Here is a 17,990-nt window from a genome sequence, read left to right as displayed (position 1 = left end):
CAGACGCTGCCGCACCGTCGGCACCACTGATCTGGTTCCACCACGCGGCACGCAAGGACCGCACGATCCGGTTCAAGTCGTTCCCCGGTCACGCTCAGACCGAGGCCGTCGAGTCGAGCGAAGGCGGTCAGGTCAGGGCGGCCGAAGCCGGCCGGCGGGGTAGCGTCGGACACGTCGAGGTCTTTCGGATGGATGGCGTAGGAACCTCCATCGTCGGGAGACCTCGACGTCTATCTGCGGACCGACGCGCCCGGCCGACCTACACCCTCATCTGGGAAGAGCCCTGAAACGTCTTCGACGACGACGGGACCGGCGAGGAGCAAGGCGCGGTGAACTAAAGAATGGAGCTTGCTCGGCTTCGACGCCGCCGCGAGCTCCGGTAAAATGGTCGGTACTGGTCGGTCGTCGTCGGTCACCACCGGATGGCAGCGTCCGCCACGCTCGTCGTTTGCGCAGGTCAGCGGCTCGTTCGCCCAGTGGGCGCATCAAGCGATAGGCGCAAAGCCGACGTGACTAGGTGTAATTCCCGGGGACGTTGTGAACGCCGACGCGGTCTATAGGTGACTGTCCACCGATCCCGGTGTGGGGCCGATGGTGATTGTAGTCATGCAGCCACTGCTGGTAGGTGGCACAGCGGGCCTCCTCGGACCGGTAGGTGTGCGCGTACGCCCACTCGGCAACGAGGGTGCGGTTGAACCGTTCGACCTTGCCGTTGGTCTGCGGCCGATACGGCCGGGTCCGCTTGTGCGCGATCTCCGGACCGAGAGCAGAAGCGAACTCCTGTGATCGATAGCAGGATCCATTGTCCGTCAGCACTCGCCTGACGGTGATGTCGTGGGCAGCGAAGAACGCGTGAGCACGGGCCCAGAACCCGGCCGCGGTGCCCTTGCGTTCATCTCCGAGGATCTCCGAGTAGGCGAGCCGCGAGTGATCGTCGACCGCGTGGTGCAGGTAGGCGTAACCCATCTTCGATCGGTTCTTGCGGCCGGTCTGCCGGCCGAGCTTGCGGTGCCCACCACCATCGGGAATCCGGCCGAGTTTCTTGATGTCGACGTGCACCAGATCACCCGGTTGCTCGTGTTCGTAGCGGTGGGGTGCCGGGCGGCGTACGGGCAGTCCGGTGGCCTGGTCGAGGTGGGCGAGTTGGGGCATCTTGTAGCGGCGCAGCACCGCCTCGACGGTCGATTTCGCCAGGTGCAGGTGGTAGGCGATACGGTGCGGTCCCCACCGTCGGGTGAAACGCAGGCCGATGATGCGTCGTTCGGTGCGGGTCGGGGTCCGGTGCGGGCAGGACCGGGGGCGTGAGGACCGGTCCTGCATCGATCGGTCACCGGCCAGGTAGCGATCGACCCATTTCTTGGCGGTCGCCGGTGAGCACTGGAACCGTTCGGCGGCCCGGCGCAGGCTCCAACCGGTCTCGACGACGAGTTCGGCCAGGGCCAATCGGCCACGTGGGGTCAGATAGGCGTTAGCGTGTGTCATGAGGGCCCTCCGGTAGTCGGGGTGTGTGTGGTAACCACACCGATACCGGAGGTCCTCACCTATCTCGTGGCGGCACGCCGTTCACAACCTGCCTGGGAACTACAACTAGGTCGTCGGTTCGATTCCGACAGGCGGCTCCGGCAAACAGCCCCTGACCTGCGCAAACGCAGGGCAGGGGCGGTTCGGTTCTGGTGGTCGCGCGATGCGCTGGCCTCACGGCTCTGCCCGACACCGACGTCGCTCTCCTCTGCGACGGACCCCTCGCCGGCTGAGCGCTCGCGGCCGGCATCCTGCCCGTGTGCCGATAGGCCTCGCTCCGCTCGGCAACGCGGCGTGGCGTTGTGTCGCGACTTGAACTGCGAGGTGTCAACGGTGCGTCGGCGCAGCGATCGTTGTGTGCGCAGCGAGATGCTCCATGCCGCACGCGCGGCGCGCACGAACGCAACGCCCCGGGACGCCAACGACCCGTCATCGCTGCGACGCGCAAAGCGTCTCCCGTCACGGCAACGGATCGCAACCACGACCCGCCCACGGCGCCTCGCGGGACGGAGGGCAAGTTGACACAGTTGCGCTGCCATGGAACCGCGCTGGCTCTCTCGACGACCACCGGTGAAACAGTGCCGCTCCAGGCTTGCGCCTGGTGTTGCCTGGCCTCCTCGTGATCGGCCCGTCGGGGATCGTCAACGTGGTGCGGGTGTCGAGGCGGTCGGGTCCGACGGCTCGGCGGGGCGCGATCGTCTCGTGCGTTGGCGGACTACGGGAGCTTGGACGCGAGGACGTCGGCCGCCAGGATCTCGGGTGCTGCGCCGAGGAGGTGCTGGTTGGCCATCAGGGCTGCGACGATGGCGCCGTTGGCGTGGGCGTCGCGAGCGGCCTCGTCGGGGAATGCATCGAAGATCCAGAAGGTGTCGGCGTGGGTCCTGACCGCGAACCAGACAATCGTTCCTACTTCTTCGTTGGCGAGTGCGACAGCGCCGGCGAGCAGATCGGCGACCGCGTCGTGCTGTCCATCGGCCGCGACGATCTTGGCGACGAATGCATACGGAAGTGATGCTGGTGTGGACATGAGGGACTCTCCTAGGTGTCGAGGTTTTTTGGTGAAGCGAGTTCAGCGTATGACGAGCGAGGGCCGGTGGGGAGTGGCGTATACGGCAGTATTGCTATTGTTTACGTCATGCGTATCGGACTGATCGCGATCGACGGCTGCTTCGGTTCGGCTGTCGCGTCGGTCATCGACATCGTGCGGGTGGCCGACGGAGCCCGCGGCGATGTCGACCCGCGGATCGACCCGATCGAACTCGCCATCCTCGGACCGAAACGGCGAGTGACCACGACGGCATCGATGACCCTGTCGGTGGACCACCCGCTGTCGGAGTCCGGAGAGTTCGACGTGGTCGTCGTCCCTGCGCTTGGAACCCTCACGGCCGCCGCTACCAACGACGCCCTCCAGAGCCGAGATGCTCGTTCGGTCATCGCCTCGCTCGGGCGCCTCGACGAGGCGACCACCCGGATCGCCGCGGCGTGCACCGGCGTGTTCGCCGTCGCCGAGACCGGACGGATGCATCATCGGCGGGCCACGACCAGCTGGTTCCTGGGGCCGGAGTTCCTGAAGCGCTATCCGACCGTCGCCCTCGATCTCGACACCATGGTCGTGGCCGACGGGAACCTCGTCACCGCCGGCGCCGCCTTCGCCCACATCGACCTCGCGCTCTCACTCGTGCGATCGATCAGCCCCGACCTGGCCCAACATGTCGCCAAGCTCCTCATCATCGACGAGCGTCCGTCGCAGGCGGCCTTCGTCGCCTACGAACATCTCCGGCACGAGGACCCGATCGTCGTCGAGTTCGAACGCTTCGTGCGCGCCCGCCTGGACGAACCGTTCAACGTCGCCTTCGTCGCGCAGTCGCTCGGCACCAGCCGGCGCACCCTCGAACGACGAGTCCGTGCGGCGCTCAACCTCACTCCGCTCGGCTTCGTCCAACGGCTTCGCATCGAACGAGCTCGGCACCTCTCAGCAACCACGGACCTCACCTCCGCCGAGATCGCGCTACGGGTCGGCTACGCGAACGCCGAGACTCTGCGCTCCCTCCTGCGCAGGGAGCGACGCCGTTCCTGACCTATCGCCATGCCTGTAGCCGGTGTCCTAGCGCTCGGTTGGAACCACCTCTCAGCACGTCGCGTCGACGCTCCTGCGTCGCCCCTGGACGACCCACTCGACACGCCCGCAGCACAGGCCATGTGACGTGCCCCGGCTTCCCGGACGGTCGGGGTTGGGTGGCTGTGATGTCGCTGCGTTCTCGTCGAGGAGGTCAGCAGACCCGATCAGGGTCGATTGGGATGAGCCGCGAAGGCGGTCAGGTCAGGGCGGCCGAAGCCGGCCGGCGGGGTAGCGTCGGACACGTCGAGGTCTTTCGGATGGATGGCGTAGGAACCTCCATCGTCGGGAGACCTCGACGTCTATCTGCGGACCGACGCGCCCGGCCGACCTACACCGTCATCTGGGAAGAGCCTGTAATGGTCGCACGGAATGCTCAGGCTGGGGAGAAGCGGTAGAAGTATTTGGTGACGTAGAGTTCGTCGACGATGGTGGTGACCATCAGGATGAGGTCGGGGCCGTCGGTGAACAGGTTGCTGTTCATGTCGAGGTCGCTGTCGGAGTACTTGCTCACCCAGGTGCCGTCCACGAGTCGCTCCATGCGGAGGTATGGCGCCACGCTGCTGACGATGCGTCCGTCCTGGTCCTCGATCGAGTCGGTCAGGACGCCCTGCTCCTTCTCGGCGGAGGTCCAGGGGACCTTGGCGCCGCCTCGCATCGAGAAGTGGACCTCGCCGTCGGAGTCGGTGATCTCGAGCGTTTCGCCTCCGGCGGGGGAGATGGTTTCCGGGGTGTAGAGCGAACGGTCGCGGAAGATGATCGCGTAGCTGCCCGAGCGGTGTCCGGCGTCCTGTTCGGAGAAGCCGGTCAATTCCCACCGGCCGAGCAGCGCTGTCGGGTCAGTCGTCTGGGGAGCGGGCATTGCCAAGTCCTCTCAGTGGGGGTCGGGTCAGGGGGCCAGCGCGGCTCGAAGCTCCATGGAGTTGTCATCGTTGAAGCGCCAGGCCTCGGTTTCGTTGCCGAGGTGGTAGGTCACGGTTGCGGACTTCGCCTCGAGGTCGCACTGGATCACCCCTGCGACAGGTTCGCCGGGTTGGTCTTCCCGGTTGTCGAGCCAAGTGTTGTTGACTACCGCTTTTAGAATCCCAAAGTTCTTGGGGTGGATGTCACCGACGTTATCCTCACGCTGAGGCCCATAAGCGGCGGCAAGGAGTTTTATTGTGTTTGACTCGTAAAAGAGGATAAAGGCAGCGTGGTCTGCGGGATATTCGGCGAGCAAAAAGCGGTCGTTGGCGAGTTTCTCGACAAGAGCTTCGACTGTTTCGTTATCAACTGTCAATGTGGTTGGCATTGCTGTATCACTTTATCTTTGATCGGCTAAACGTCTGGCCTGCCTCGTTTTTGAATCTCTCGGTTGTGGTTTCGGGGGGCCAAGTGAACTGTATCCAACGGTAACTTCTGATGCCCGAGAGCCATCCGGTGGGTGGCTCAAAACTATCTCACCTCGGACCACCGCCGAGGCTCGATCCTCCAGCCCGAGATCGAGTTCGTGCTGGTTAGCGTTGATTCGTTGGTTAGCAATCTCGATCAATGCCGCAAGCTCGCCGGGCGTGTGAGCCGAGCCGATGTGCGCGATCATCTGGCGCCGACCGCGGATCTTCTCCCAGATCTGCACGCCGATGGCCCCGGAGGCGGTCTTGGACTGCACCACGTACAGATCCACCACCTCCATACTCCGCTCGATTAGTGACCCGCGCGCCACATGCTCGAACTCGTGACCTGCAGCGATCCTAACGAATTGGCTAGAAACGACGTCAACTTGTGGAACTCAGGTATGACACGGGGTGATCCTCGCTGATGCCCTGCACCCGTTTGACGAATTCGTCGCCGGGCTGAACCTCGACCGCGTCGACACTCTCGTCGGCTCGTTCCTCAGCGTCGAGTGCGGTTTCGAGCACGGTCTTCGTCAACTGCCCGAGCAGTCCGTTCGGGCCCATCAGTTAGACGCCTTGTTCCTCGGCCTGGGCCAGTAGTTGCTGCGCCAACTCCAGCTGGTTCATCTCGTCCGCCATGGGCTCCAGTGTTTCCGTCATGGTCGATCCTTCCGCCAAGCTCGCTGCTCGGCGTGTCAGGCCGACCCGGATCACGTCAACACCGACATCCCCGATCCGGTGACCGCAGAAACGAGCCTGCCCCGCACTCAGGCGGGGCAGGTTTCGATTTTCTCAACTTACGTGGAGCTAAGGGGACTCGAACCCCTGACCCCCACACTGCCAGTGTGGTGCGCTACCAGCTGCGCCATAGCCCCTTGCACGGCCCTGACGGGGACCGCCACCGAAGACTACAGGCGAGAGCGTGAACTCTCGCCTGTAGCGATCTTGTGGAGCTAAGGGGACTCGAACCCCTGACCCCCACACTGCCAGTGTGGTGCGCTACCAGCTGCGCCATAGCCCCGTATTCGGTTGTACCGTTGCGCTCCGGTTGACCCCTTCGCGCTGAAAGAAAACTACACCATCGCGCTCGACGCCAACAAATCGGCTGGTAGACAGCGTGACTGTGGCGGGAGCACGCACCGTGCGCAGCTCCCGCCACCGCTCCGTCTATCCGACGAGTTCGGTCACCCAGTTCTCGTCGCCGAGGGCGTCGATAACGGTCCCCTCGTACACGACAGCCGGCGTGCCGGCCGCTCCGGTCGTCGCGAGCAGACGGCGTCCCGCCTCCGCGTCGGCCGAGGCCTGATCGATCCGGGCGCCGTCGGTGATGCACTGCGCGACGTCCTCGGAGGCACCCGCGTCGCGCGCCATCTGCGCGAGACCCGCGTTGTCGATGTCACCGTCGCCACCCTCGGCCGGTTGGTTGTCGGGCGAAAGCAGGGCGTCGTGGAATGCGGAGAACGCGCGGGCATCGCCGCTCTCGGCGACGCACTGCGCCGCCGCCACCGCGCGGGTCGAGTAGTCGCCGCTGCTCGACGCCCGGTCGAGGAAAGCGAGCATCCGGTACCGGATCGCCAATTGGCCGTCGTCGATCGCCTGGGCGAGCTCCTGCGAGTGCTTGTGTTCGAGTTCGGCGCAGTAGGGGCACAGCGGGTCCTCGAACAGGTCGACGGTCCGTGGGGCGTCGGGGCGGCCCAGCAGGATTGCGCCGTCGTCCTCGATCGACACTTCCACCGCGCCGTTCTGCACGGAGCCGTAACCATCGTTGCGGGGATCGCCGCTGCCCGACGACCACAGGACACCACCGATGACGAGCGCACCGATCACCAGGATCGCGATGCCGCCGAGAATGTAGGTGACCCTGTTCGACGTCGGCTGCGGTGTGTACTTGCCGGATGAGACCTTCTTCGCGCTCACGGATGCTGCCCTCTACTGCTCGTCGGTGGGGAAGGACGATCTCACTCTGCCATCGACGGCTGAGGGGCCGCTGAGAGGGAAGCACATGAACCCGGACCGAGCGCGAACCAGGTGCGCGGCCGGACGACCAGCCATATCGACATCGCCAGGAAGCCGACGTCGCGGGCGATCTCGATCGCGTAGTCGCGGCCGTCGACGCCCTCGACCACACCTCCTCCCCCGAAGCAGCCGCAATCGATCGACAGGCCGCGCGCCCACGCCGAGGCGATCGCGGCGACGAGCGCGACCAGCCCCAAGGCGCTGACGAGCGCTGCGAAGCGCGTCGCGAGACCGACGAGCAGGACCAGGCCCAGGGCCAGTTCGAGAACGGGGAAGGCGGCGGCGAACGGCCGCACCCAGCCGGCGGGCAAAATCTGGTACGCCCGTACCGCCACGACGGTCTGCGTCGGATCCGAGAACTTCACCCAACCGGAGACGAGCCACACCGCCGCCAGACCGTATCGGGCGAGCGTGGAGACGAGACCGACCCACATGCCGGCGACAATACCGGGCGGTCGTCTCACCGCGCCGTGTCGTCGGTCACCTGTGTCGCCTGCTCGACGACCCGGGGGCGTCCGACGACGAACCACGGCAGCGTCGCCGCTAGCATGATCACACCCGTGACCGCGAAGGCCGTCGAGTAGGACAACCGGTCCGCGAGGAAGCCTGCGGCGACCGGACCGATCACCGCGCCGACATCGGCGACCATCTGGAAGGTCGCGAGCACCGGCCCGCCCCGGGCCTTGCTGCCCACGACGTCGGCGACGGCGGCCTGCTGCGAGGGATTCGACAGCCCGGACCCCATACCCGCCACGAACGAGGTGATGAGGAACCAGACGACGCTCTCGGTGAATCCCATGGCGATCGTGCTGACCCCGCACACCACCAGACCGGCCAGGACGAAGGGTCGCCGCCCGAACCGGTCGGACAGCTTGCCCGACTTGATGAGGACGAGTGCGTTGCCCACCGCGAAGGCGGTCAGCGCGACACCCGCGAACGCCTCACCCTCGTCGAGCGCCTCGACGACGAACAGAGGCACCATCGCCACGCGGACCCCGAACACCACCCAGCCGTTGGCGAAGTTCGATCCCAGCGCCGCGCGGTAGACCGGCGAGCGCAGCGCGTCGCGCAGGCGCATGACGGGCACGCCGTCCCCACTGTCGGGACGGGCGAGTTCCGACGAGCGCAGGCTGATCCCCACGACCGAGGCCGCGACGAGCAGCGCCACGGCGTAGATGAGAAAGGGTGCGCGCAGCCCCAGTCCGATAAGGACACCGCCGAAGAGCGGGCCGAGGATGTTGCCCATGAGGAAGCTGGTCGCGTACAGGCCGGACACACGCCCGCGGGCGTCCGGGGGCGCGATCCGCACGAGCAGACCGAGCGCCGACACCGTGAACATCGTCGACCCGATGCCGCCGAGGGCCCGGAAGACGAGCAGCTGCCAGTAGCTCGCCGCGAATGCGCACGCGCCCGTCGACAGGGCGACGATGAGCAGGCCCGTGATGTAGACGGGCCGCTCCCCCAACTTCTGCACCAGCGACCCGCTCGCGGGTGCGAAGAGCAGTCGCATCGCCGCGAACGACGACACGACGACCGTCGCCGCCGTCACACCGACGTCGAAGCTTCGCGCGAATTGGGGCAGCGCGGGAGCGACGAGACCGAAGCCGAGCGCGATCACGAAACTCGCGACGACCAGAACCCAGATTTCCCGCGGCAAAGCCGCATCACGTGTCCGCATGATGCCCACGATGTTAGCGAGGCGCACGACCTCGCCCGGTCGCGCGGTGGGCGAGCGGGCTCAGGACAGGACGGACGAGACGAGTTCGCGTGCCGCCTGCTGGACCTCGGCGAGATGGTCGGGGCCGCGGAACGATTCGGCGTAGATCTTGTAGACGTCCTCGGTGCCGGACGGGCGGGCGGCGAACCACGCGTTCTCGGTGGTGACCTTCAGGCCACCGATCGCGGCACCGTTGCCGGGTGCCGCAGTGAGCGTCGCGGTGATCGGTTCGCCGGCGAGCTCGGTGGCGCCGACCTGCTCGGACGACAGTTTCGACAGCACCGCCTTCTGCTCGCGCGTCGCCGGGGCGTCCACGCGCGCGTAAGCGGGGTCGCCGTACCGATCGACGAGTTCGGCATAGTAGCGGGACGGGCTCTTCTCCGTCACCGCGGTGATCTCCGCCGCGAGCAGGGCGAGGACGATGCCGTCCTTGTCGGTCGTCCACACCGAGCCGTCGCGCCGGAGGAAGGACGCACCGGCGCTCTCCTCCCCGCCGAAGCCCAGCGAACCGTCGCTCAGCCCGGGAACGAACCATTTGAAGCCCACCGGCACCTCGAGCAGGTCGCGGCCGAGGCCGGCGGCGACCCGGTCGATCATCGACGAACTCACGAGCGTCTTGCCCACCTTGCTCGACTCCGCCCAACCGGGGCGATTGCGGAACAGGTAGTCGATCGCGACGGCGAGATAGTGGTTCGGATTGAGCAGACCGGCGTCGGGGGTGACGATGCCGTGCCGGTCGGCGTCGGCGTCGTTGCCGGTCGCGAGGTCGTAGGCCTCGCGGTTGCCGATCAGCGATGCCATGGCGTTCGGCGACGAGCAGTCCATGCGGATCTTCCCGTCGGTGTCGAGCGTCATGAACCGCCAGGTGGCGTCGACGAGCGGATTGACGACGGTGAGGTCAAGGGCGTGCCGTTCGGCGATCTCGCCCCAGTAGTCGACGCTCGCACCGCCCATCGGGTCGGCGCCGATCCGTACCCCGGCAGCACGGACGACGTCGAGATCGACGATGTTCGGCAGATCGTCGATGTAGGCAGCGAGGAAGTCGTGTCGTCCGGCGGACGCGAGCGCCGACGAGAGCGGCACCCGCTTCACCCCGTCGAGTCCGGCGGCGAGCAGTTCGTTGGCGCGAGCGGCGATGACCGACGTCGCGTCGCTGTCGGCCGGACCACCCGACGGGGGGTTGTACTTGAAGCCACCGTCGCGCGGAGGATTGTGCGAGGGGGTGACGACGATCCCGTCGGCGCGGGCACCGGAGCCGGAATTGTGCTGCAGGATCGCGTGACTGACGGCCGGAGTCGGGGTGTAGCGGTCGCGGGAGTCGACGACCACTTCGACGCCGTTCGCGACGAGCACTTCGAGCGCGCTCGCCCAGGCCGGTTCGGACAGGGCGTGCGTGTCGCGGCCGAAGAACAGCGGGCCCGAAGTGCCCTGCTGGGCGCGGTATTCGACGATGGCCTGGGTGGTCGCGAGGATGTGGGCTTCGTTGAACGCACCGTCGAGGCTCGAGCCGCGATGACCGGACGTGCCGAAAGCCACCTGCTGCGAGGCGTTCTCGGGATCCGGTTGCACGGTGTAGTAGGCGGTGACAAGGTGTGCGAGATCTTCGAGATCCGCCGCGGTGGCCGGCTGTCCCGCTCGTTCGTGCGCCATGTGCTCTCCTCGTCGATGGTGGTGTTCTCATCTTGCCGCCGATCCGCGGCACGCGCGGGATGAGTACCCCGATCCGCGCGTCGGTACGGATACTGACGAAAAGGTCATCACGGCCATGGGACCAGAGTTTCTGACCCGAAAGTAGTATTGGCGTTCACAATTAGGTGGGCTAACTTCAGTGAACGAAATGAAGACGATGCCGGGGAGGACATTTCTTCGTTTCGCTCTCGCTGTTTCGGCGCCGTCTCCGACGTCTCCGGGACCGACAGCGACCGTGCCCGTCGTCGAGAACACTCACCCTCTGAGTCTCGACGGCGGGCACTGCCGTTTCCCGAAGCTGCCGATCAGGCTCACCCGGACAACAAGAAACCCGGGTAGGTGATCGATGGTCGATCACCTACCCGGGTCGATGGTGGAGCTGCCGGGAATCGAACCCGGGTCCTCCGCCGCCTCGCGAGGGCTTCTCCGTGTGCAGTTCGCTATGTCTCTACTCGGATCTCCCGTTCTCGCGAACAAGACGAGATGACGATCCCAGTCGCTGTTTGTTGTCCCGCACGTCTCCGCGACCGAGCCGTACGGTAGAGCTCTCTAGTCGATGCCAGGATCCGGGTCGAGAGCAAACCCGGGCTGACAGAGACGCGCTCGCTTAGGCAGCGAGGGCGTACTCGCGCTGAGTGGACTCGGCGCTTAATTGGTTGCAGCGACGCTTACGGTGGTCTCTTGCCTGCACCGACACGCTTCCCCTTGCTCAACGTACGCAGTCGAAACCGTTCAGCCCCGTACGCGCCTGCGACCTTCGCAGGACTACCCACTGTAACGACCCGAAGGCCCGATGTCATTCCCATTTTCGAAAACGATTCGTTGCCGGGTCATGAGCCTACTCACACCGCCGCTCACCGGCAACGGAACCGGGTCGGGGTGACCCGAGTCCGGCGTCGCCGGGTGTCACCCGTAGCGCTCCGTCCGGTGACGCGCTTTCCACGATGCCGGGTCCAGCGCCTCCAGGATTCGTGTTCTTCCCACCCCACCCCGGATCAGCCGGGCAGGCTGACGAGTGCGACGGCCAGTCCGGCTGCGAGCAGGCCGAGCAGTTTCACCCGGCTCACGCGCTCTCCGAGCACGATGACGGCGAGTAGCACCGTCACCGCCGGATACAGCGCCGCGATCACGCTCACCAGCGACAGCAGGCCGTGCTGGTAGGCGAACAGCAGTGCACCGTTCGCGATCACGTCGATCACGCCGATCCCGATCAGGATCGGCAGGAGCGACCGGATCGGCCACACCACGGTGCGCCACGAGAAGGCGATCACCAGCCAGACCACGAGGGTGGCGGTCGCGCGGGAGGCGGCGAGCGGCCACAGGCCGGTGCCGGTGCCGACCTGACCGAGGCCGATGAACGACAACGCGAAGGCGATGCCCGATCCGACCGTCCACCACGCGATCCTCGACGTGAAGCGCGGGTGTCCGACACCGGTGACGGTCTCGTCGGATTCGCGGCTGACCAGCCCCACCGCGATCACCGCGACGACGATGCCGAGATAGGCGAGGAGACCGGGCCGGTCCCCCGTCGCGATCCCGAACAGCACGGGGATTCCGGCCACGACGACAGCGGTGACCGGTGAGACGACCGACATCGGCCCGTTCGCCAGTGCGAGGTAGAACCACCAGACGGCGATGCCGCCGGCCACGCCCGCTGCGGCACCCCACGCGAGGGACGCCGCGGTGAGGTCGCCGCCGACGATCGACGCGGCGATCAGGGACACGACGAGCGAAGCCGGGTAGGTGACGGCGACGACGCCGAGTGCGCTCGCGCGACGGGAGGCGGCACCCCCGGCGAAATCGCTGAGGCCGTACCCGACCGCCGCGAGAAGCGCGAGCGCGACCGCGATCAGCGGCTCATGCCCTTCACTCGCCGGCCGAGCTCGCGGGTCACCTCACGTTCGGCGGTCCGGCGGGCGAGATCCTGACGCTTGTCGTAGTCCTGCTTGCCCTTGGCGAGCGCGAGCTCGACCTTGACCTTGCCGTCGGAGAAGTACATCGACAGCGGCACGAGGGTCTGGTTGCCCTCCCGGGTCTTGCCGACGAGCGCGTCGATCTCGCGACGGTGCAGCAGCAGCTTGCGGGTGCGGCGCGGAGCGTGGTTGGTCCACGTGCCGTGCCCGTATTCCGGAATGTGCAGACCCCGCAACCACACCTCGCCGTCGTCGACGGTCGCGAATGCGTCCACCAGGGAGGCCTTTCCCTCCCGCAGGCTCTTGACCTCGGTACCGACGAGGGCGATGCCCGCCTCGTAGGTGTCGAGGATGGTGTAGTTGTGGCGCGCCTTCCGGTTGGTCGCGATGACCTTCCGGCCCTTTTCCTTCACGTGCAGGCCTTTCCGGTCCACGATTGATCGAACAGAACACCGTCCAGCATAGGAACCTCGCACGACACCTTATTCACGCACGTACAGACGCAAGGTCACATACGAGGTGAGAGCGGCCATTCCCACGCCCACGAGGACCAGGAACGGCGAGACCAGAAGGATGTCGCTGTCGGTGATGCGGGCGACGATGTTCGCGTCGTAGACCTCGGTGAGCATGTCGTCGACGAACATGCTCTTGGCGACGAAGAGTCCGCCGATGGCGAGTGCGGCACCCACGATCGCGGCGATCACCGCTTCGAGGAGGAAGGGCAGCTGCGTGTACCAGCGAGTCGCGCCGACCAGCCGCATGATGCCGACCTCGGTGCGGCGGGTGAAGGCCGCGATCTGCACCATGTTCGCGATCAGAAGCACGGCCGCGATCGCCTGGATCGTGGCGATGGCGAACGCGCCGTTGCGGATGCCGCCGAGCACGCCGAACAGACGCTCGACGAGATCCTGCTGGTTGAGCACGCTGTCGACTCCGGGCCGGGTACCGAAATCGTCCTGGATCGCCGCGAATCGATCCGGATCGGACATCTTGATCTTGAAGGAGGCAGGGAAGCTGTCGGCACTCACGAGTTCGGCGAGTTCGGGCTGATCGGCGAAGACACGATCGGTGGCGTCGAGGACGGCGTCGTCGCGGCTCAGGTACTGGACCGACACCACGTCGTCGGTGCTCTCGAGGTCGCTGCGCAGGGTGGAGCAGAGATCCTGCTCGCACTCCGGATCGAGCGAGGAGATGTCCTCGGTCAGGAACACCTGCACCTCGACCCGGTCGAGGAAGATCCGTTCCGTTTTGCCCGCCATCTGGACCACGAGCAGCCCTGCACCGAACAGCGCGAGGGAGATCGCCGTGGTGAGGATCATCGCGATGGTCATGGTGAGGTTGCGGCGCAGGCCGGTGGTGACCTCGCTGAACAGGAAGCTGGCACGCATCGGGTGGGATTCCTTCGGTTGCCTGGTGGGGATGCTCGGGTGACGGGATCTAGCGGCCGACGCCGTAGACGCCGCGTGCCTCGTCGCGCACGACGCGTCCGAGATCGAGTTCGACGACCCGTCGCCGCATCGAGTCGACGATGTGGTGGTCGTGGGTCGCCATGAGCACCGTCGTGCCCGTGCGGTTGATGCGTTCGAGCAGCAGCATGATGTCCTGGCTGGTCTCGGGGTCGAGGTTGCCGGTCGGTTCGTCGGCCATCAGCACGAGCGGCCGGTTGACGAACGCACGCGCGATCGCGACACGCTGCTGTTCGCCGCCGGACAGTTCGGCGGGCAACCGGTCGGCTTTGCCGGACAGTCCCACCAGGTCGAGAACCTCCGGCACCGTCCGTTCGATCACTCCGCGCGGCTTACCGATCACCTCGAGAGCGAACGAGATGTTCTCGGCGACCGTCTTGCGCTGGAGCAACCGGAAGTCCTGGAAGACGCATCCGAGATTCTGGCGCAGCTTCGGTACGCGACGCGCCGGCAGCCGGTTGACGTGGAAATCGGCCACGTGGATGTCGCCGGTGGTGGGCTTCTCCTCTCGCAGGAGCAACCGGAGGAAGGTCGACTTCCCGGATCCGGAGGGACCGATGAGAAAGACGAACTCGCCCTTCTCGACGTGCACCGAGACCCCTTCGAGCGCGGGACGCGTGGACGTCTTGTAGGACTTGGACACATTCTCCAGCCGGATCACGTGGACATGCTAACCGTTACCGGACGGTGACCTACGGCACCGGCTCGTCGGTGCTCTACGACGACGGAGCGTCGGTGTCCTCGGTCACCGTCGGATCCTGCTGGTCGTTCAGTCCGGGGATCGTGGGCAGGTCGAACGGGAACTGCCTGTTCGTCGTGGTGGGGGGCGCTGTCGTCGTGGCATCCTGCGGCGGCGTCCCGCCCTGTTCCCTGCCCGGCACGCCGGTCGCCGTCGTCGGCGGATAGGGCGTGTCGGTGGTCTCCGGCACGGACTTCTCCTGCGGGGCGGTGGTCGCCGGCGGCACGTACGGCACGTAGGGCGTCTCGGAGATGATCACGGCGGTCGACGGCGCATCGGGGGTGTCCTCGGGCTGGTTGAGGAACAGGTAGGTCACCCACAGCGCAAGCCACAGGGTGCACAACGCGAAGGTCGTGGTCCTGATCCGCCCACCGAGGAGGTGCGACGGGATGCGCCTGCGGTGCTTCTCCTCCGGCTCGGTGGCCGCGCCCCCACCCGACGTCCCTCCACCCGGTGTCACTGTGCCTCCACTCGATCGACCACGCTGGCGGTGTCGAGCTGGGGCGTGACGGTGATGCCCCGTTCACGCAGTGCTCGCGCGATCCGCGCACGCAGCAGACGGCCCACCTGGAACTGCTTGCCGGGCAGCGTGCGCGCGACCATGCGGACGCTGAGCTGATCCACCTCGAGGCTCTCGACACCCATCACACTCGGTTCGTCGAGCAACAGCTCCCGCAGGCGGGGTTCCTTGTATGCGGCGACACCCAGTTCGCGCAGCATCTCGGTGACGTCGGCGATGTCGGCGGTCACCGGGATCGGCACGTCCACCACGGCGCGCGCCCAGTCCTTCGACAGGTTGACGGCCTTGTTGATCTGCCCGTTGGGGACGGTGATGACCTCACCCGCCGTGCTACGCACCCGGGTGACGCGCAACGTGACGTCCTCGACGGTGCCGATCGCGTCCTCGGACGCACCGGTCACGGAGATCTGCACGGTGTCGCCGAAGCCGTACTGCCGTTCGGTGATGATGAAGAACCCCGCGAGGATGTCCTGCACGATGCGCTGGGCACCGAAGCCGAGCGCCGCGCCGAGCACGGTCGCCGGCGCGACCAGGCTGCCGATGGGCAGCTGCAGATAGTCGAACACCTTCAGGGTCGCAACGATGTACACGAACGAGATCGCCATCCACGTGACCACCTGGGCGACCGAATGGCGATGCTTCGTCGCCTCGGACCGCACGAGGTCGTCGGACTGCGTGTAGCGCTCGTCGATGCGGCGCGTGATGCGGCTGCCGATCCAGGAGACGAACCGGGCGATCAGAACCGCACCCAGAATCGTGAGTGCGATCAGCAGCCCGCTCGTCGACAACCAGTCGAGCAGTCTAGCTCCGGGAAGAAACGGCACAGGCCCCTCTCCTGTTTCCGATCACGATTTCTGCTCTTCTCGCATACGCCAGCGGATGCCCGATTCGAGGAATCCGTCGATGTCGCCGTCGAGCACCGCCGAGGGGTTGTTGACCTCGTACTCGGTGCGCAGGTCCTTGACCATCTGGTAGGGATGCAGCACGTACGAGCGCATCTGGTTGCCCCACGAACTGCCGCCGTCGCCCTTGAGCGCATCCATCTCGGCGCGCTCCTCCTGGCGCTTGCGCTCGAGGAGCTTGGCCTGCAGGACACGCATGGCCGCGACCTTGTTCTGCAACTGCGACTTCTCGTTCTGACAGGTGACGACGATGCCGGTCGGGATATGCGTCAGGCGCACGGCGGAGTCGGTGGTGTTGACCGACTGGCCTCCCGGGCCGGACGAGCGGTAGACGTCGACGCGGACGTCGTTCTCGTCGATGTCGATGTGGTCGGTGGTCTCGACGACGGGCAGCACCTCGACCTCGGCGAAGGAGGTCTGGCGGCGGCCCTGGTTGTCGAAGGGGCTGATGCGGACGAGACGGTGCGTGCCCATCTCGACCGACAGGGTCCCGTAGGTGTAGGGCGCCTTGACGGCGAAGGTGGCGGACTTGATGCCGGCCTCTTCCGCGTAGGAGGTGTCGTAGACCTCGACGCCGTAGCCGTGCTTGTCGGCCCAGCGGATGTACATACGCATGAGCATCTCGGCCCAGTCGGCGGCGTCGACGCCACCGGCGCCCGCGCGGATGTTGACGAGCGCGTCGCGCTGGTCGTACTCGCCGGACAGCAGCGTGCGCACCTCCATCGCCTCGATGTCGGCGCGCAGGCTCTCGCGTTCGGCCTCGGCGTCGGCCAGGGCGGCGGTGCGGGCCTCGCCCTCCTCGCCCTCGGCGAGCTCGTACAGAACCGGGAGATCCTCGAGCCGCTGGCGCAGGCCCTCGACCCGGCGCAGCTCACCCTGTGCGTGCGACAGTTCGCTGGTGACCTTCTGGGCGTGGTCCTGGTCGTTCCACAGCTCGGGGTCGGCGGCCTGGTGTTCGAGTTCGTCGATGCGCCGTCGCAGCTCCTCGACGTCGAGGACCGACTCCACGGTGCGGAGGGTCGTGTCGAGCTCGGTCAGGGCTGCGGAAACATCGGGATGCACGATTCAACAGGTTACCGGAGCGACGAACCGGCCCGCCGTGGGCAGCGATCGACACGGCAGGGCCCCGGTCGGGTCGAGCACCGCGCCGACCCCGGAGTGGACGGCAAGCTGCTCGGCCCCGGACGACGGCGGCTAGCGTTTCCGTCATGACCACCGACTACACCGCCGACCTGGACCTCGCACTCCGACTCGCCGACGCGTCCGACGCCATCACCCGCGACCGCTTCGGTGCGCTGGACCTGAAGGTGGACGACAAGCCGGACCTGAGTCCGGTCTCCGACGCCGACCTCGCCGTCGAGCGCGCCATCCGCGAGATGCTCGGCGAGCAGCGACCGGACGACGCGGTGCTCGGCGAGGAGTTCGGTGGCGACGCGGTCTTCCGCGGGCGGCAGTGGGTCGTCGATCCGATCGACGGCACGAAGAACTTCGTGCGTGGCGTACCGGTCTGGGCGAGCCTGATTTCGCTCCTCGAGGACGGTGTGCCTGTCGTGGGCGTGGTCAGCGCCCCGGCACTGAACCGTCGGTGGTGGGCGGCCGCGGACGGCGGCGCCTGGGTGTCGCACGACGGTGCCGAGCCCCGGCGCATCTCGGTGTCGGAGGTGACCGACCTCGCGTCGGCGTCGCTGAGCTTCTCGAGCCTGAGCGGCTGGCACGAGCGTGGCATCCGTGATCGTTTCGTCGCCCTGACCGACGACGTGTGGCGGGTGCGCGCCTACGGCGACTTCTTCTCCTACTGCCTGCTCGCCGAGGGCGCCCTCGAGATCGCGCTCGAACCCGAGGTTTCGCTGTGGGATCTGGCCGCGCTCGACGTGCTGGTGCGCGAGGCAGGTGGACGGTTCACGAACCTCGAGGGTGCGGACGGTCCGCACGGCGGCAGTGCGGTCGCGACCAACGGCACGCTGCACGACGAGGTGCTCGGTCGACTGAAGTGAGTGGCCGGCCCCACGCACGGATGG

The 17,990-nt window shown here is 66.7% G+C and carries 18 protein-coding genes, 2 tRNA genes, 1 other RNA gene and 2 pseudogenes; 2 read left to right on the top strand and 21 right to left on the bottom strand.

Annotation, left to right across the window (positions count from 1 at the left end; translation table 11 throughout):
• Positions 1 to 8: 8 nt before the first annotated feature.
• The 3 genes and pseudogenes from M3330_RS19635 to M3330_RS19625 form a co-directional block, all read right to left on the bottom strand.
• Positions 9 to 173, bottom strand: a pseudogene (locus M3330_RS19635) (ISL3 family transposase); the annotation flags it as partial.
• Positions 174 to 513: 340 nt separating this feature from the next.
• Positions 514 to 1,482, bottom strand: coding sequence for an IS481 family transposase (locus M3330_RS19630; RefSeq protein WP_094980148.1), 969 nt, complete (start codon positions 1,480 to 1,482; stop codon positions 514 to 516).
• Positions 1,483 to 2,236: 754 nt separating this feature from the next.
• Positions 2,237 to 2,548, bottom strand: a complete 312-nt coding sequence (locus M3330_RS19625; RefSeq protein WP_033107114.1) for a putative quinol monooxygenase — start codon at positions 2,546 to 2,548, stop codon at positions 2,237 to 2,239.
• A gap of 108 nt (positions 2,549 to 2,656) precedes the next feature.
• Here M3330_RS19625 and M3330_RS19620 point away from each other — a divergent pair, with 108 nt between their 5' ends.
• Positions 2,657 to 3,598: a GlxA family transcriptional regulator gene (locus tag M3330_RS19620; RefSeq protein ID WP_255026016.1), complete on the top strand. Its 942-nt coding sequence runs from the start codon at positions 2,657 to 2,659 to the stop codon at positions 3,596 to 3,598.
• A gap of 415 nt (positions 3,599 to 4,013) precedes the next feature.
• Here M3330_RS19620 and M3330_RS19615 read toward each other — a convergent pair whose 3' ends face one another.
• From M3330_RS19615 to prfB, 18 genes and pseudogenes are all read right to left on the bottom strand, one after another.
• A complete protein-coding gene (locus M3330_RS19615) occupies positions 4,014 to 4,499 on the bottom strand; it encodes a hypothetical protein (protein ID WP_033097161.1) in 486 nt (161 codons plus the stop codon).
• A gap of 27 nt (positions 4,500 to 4,526) precedes the next feature.
• On the bottom strand, positions 4,527 to 4,928 hold the full coding sequence (locus M3330_RS19610; protein WP_255026014.1) for a hypothetical protein: 402 nt from the start codon (positions 4,926 to 4,928) through the stop codon (positions 4,527 to 4,529).
• Positions 4,929 to 4,940: 12 nt separating this feature from the next.
• The gene (locus M3330_RS19605; RefSeq protein ID WP_156665111.1) at positions 4,941 to 5,300 is read right to left on the bottom strand and encodes a hypothetical protein; all 360 of its coding nucleotides are present in this window, start codon (positions 5,298 to 5,300) and stop codon (positions 4,941 to 4,943) included.
• A gap of 208 nt (positions 5,301 to 5,508) precedes the next feature.
• Positions 5,509 to 5,670 (bottom strand): annotated as a pseudogene (locus M3330_RS19600) (IS256 family transposase); the annotation flags it as partial.
• A 142-nt stretch (positions 5,671 to 5,812) separates the two neighbouring features.
• Positions 5,813 to 5,885 (bottom strand) — tRNA-Ala (locus M3330_RS19595).
• Positions 5,886 to 5,958: 73 nt separating this feature from the next.
• A tRNA-Ala gene (locus tag M3330_RS19590) sits at positions 5,959 to 6,031 on the bottom strand.
• Between the two features lie 146 nt (positions 6,032 to 6,177).
• A complete protein-coding gene (locus tag M3330_RS19585) occupies positions 6,178 to 6,927 on the bottom strand; it encodes a DsbA family protein (protein ID WP_006550359.1) in 750 nt (249 codons plus the stop codon).
• Between the two features lie 41 nt (positions 6,928 to 6,968).
• The gene (locus M3330_RS19580) at positions 6,969 to 7,460 is read right to left on the bottom strand and encodes a MauE/DoxX family redox-associated membrane protein (RefSeq protein ID WP_006550358.1); all 492 of its coding nucleotides are present in this window, start codon (positions 7,458 to 7,460) and stop codon (positions 6,969 to 6,971) included.
• A gap of 26 nt (positions 7,461 to 7,486) precedes the next feature.
• Positions 7,487 to 8,704 (bottom strand): MFS transporter, encoded by a 1,218-nt coding sequence (locus M3330_RS19575; RefSeq protein ID WP_200358282.1) that lies wholly within the window; start codon positions 8,702 to 8,704, stop codon positions 7,487 to 7,489.
• Positions 8,705 to 8,764: 60 nt separating this feature from the next.
• The gene (gene pgm / locus M3330_RS19570) at positions 8,765 to 10,393 is read right to left on the bottom strand and encodes a phosphoglucomutase (alpha-D-glucose-1,6-bisphosphate-dependent) (RefSeq protein ID WP_024101457.1); all 1,629 of its coding nucleotides are present in this window, start codon (positions 10,391 to 10,393) and stop codon (positions 8,765 to 8,767) included.
• A 410-nt stretch (positions 10,394 to 10,803) separates the two neighbouring features.
• Positions 10,804 to 11,172: a transfer-messenger RNA gene (gene ssrA / locus M3330_RS19565) on the bottom strand.
• A gap of 255 nt (positions 11,173 to 11,427) precedes the next feature.
• Complete coding sequence (locus M3330_RS19560; RefSeq protein WP_051121498.1) at positions 11,428 to 12,285, bottom strand: DMT family transporter; 858 nt, start codon at positions 12,283 to 12,285, stop codon at positions 11,428 to 11,430.
• Positions 12,282 to 12,758, bottom strand: a complete 477-nt coding sequence (gene smpB / locus M3330_RS19555; protein WP_024101458.1) for an SsrA-binding protein SmpB — start codon at positions 12,756 to 12,758, stop codon at positions 12,282 to 12,284. The genes M3330_RS19560 and smpB overlap by 4 nt, the downstream gene beginning before the upstream one ends.
• A gap of 69 nt (positions 12,759 to 12,827) precedes the next feature.
• Positions 12,828 to 13,733: a permease-like cell division protein FtsX gene (gene ftsX / locus M3330_RS19550; protein WP_006550352.1), complete on the bottom strand. Its 906-nt coding sequence runs from the start codon at positions 13,731 to 13,733 to the stop codon at positions 12,828 to 12,830.
• 49 nt (positions 13,734 to 13,782) lie between these two features.
• Entirely contained in the window at positions 13,783 to 14,472 is a 690-nt protein-coding gene (ftsE, locus tag M3330_RS19545; RefSeq protein ID WP_006550350.1) for a cell division ATP-binding protein FtsE, read from the bottom strand.
• Between the two features lie 55 nt (positions 14,473 to 14,527).
• On the bottom strand, positions 14,528 to 15,010 hold the full coding sequence (locus M3330_RS19540; RefSeq protein ID WP_064851517.1) for a hypothetical protein: 483 nt from the start codon (positions 15,008 to 15,010) through the stop codon (positions 14,528 to 14,530).
• The gene (locus M3330_RS19535) at positions 15,007 to 15,825 is read right to left on the bottom strand and encodes a mechanosensitive ion channel family protein (RefSeq protein WP_230826288.1); all 819 of its coding nucleotides are present in this window, start codon (positions 15,823 to 15,825) and stop codon (positions 15,007 to 15,009) included. The genes M3330_RS19540 and M3330_RS19535 overlap by 4 nt, the downstream gene beginning before the upstream one ends.
• Before the next feature lie 90 nt (positions 15,826 to 15,915).
• A complete protein-coding gene (prfB, locus tag M3330_RS19530; RefSeq protein ID WP_006550345.1) occupies positions 15,916 to 17,034 on the bottom strand; it encodes a peptide chain release factor 2 in 1,119 nt (372 codons plus the stop codon).
• Positions 17,035 to 17,180: 146 nt separating this feature from the next.
• On the opposite strand from prfB, the gene hisN reads away from it, so the two are divergent.
• A complete protein-coding gene (hisN, locus tag M3330_RS19525; RefSeq protein ID WP_006550344.1) occupies positions 17,181 to 17,966 on the top strand; it encodes a histidinol-phosphatase in 786 nt (261 codons plus the stop codon).
• Positions 17,967 to 17,990 lie beyond the last annotated feature (24 nt).

Origin of the sequence: Rhodococcus sp. GA1, assembly GCF_024321955.1 — a bacterium.
Taxonomy (GTDB): Bacteria; Actinomycetota; Actinomycetes; order Mycobacteriales; family Mycobacteriaceae; genus Rhodococcus; species Rhodococcus pyridinivorans.
The sequence above is the reverse complement of the archived record's forward strand: the minus strand, read 5'-3'. Positions and strand labels throughout refer to the sequence as shown.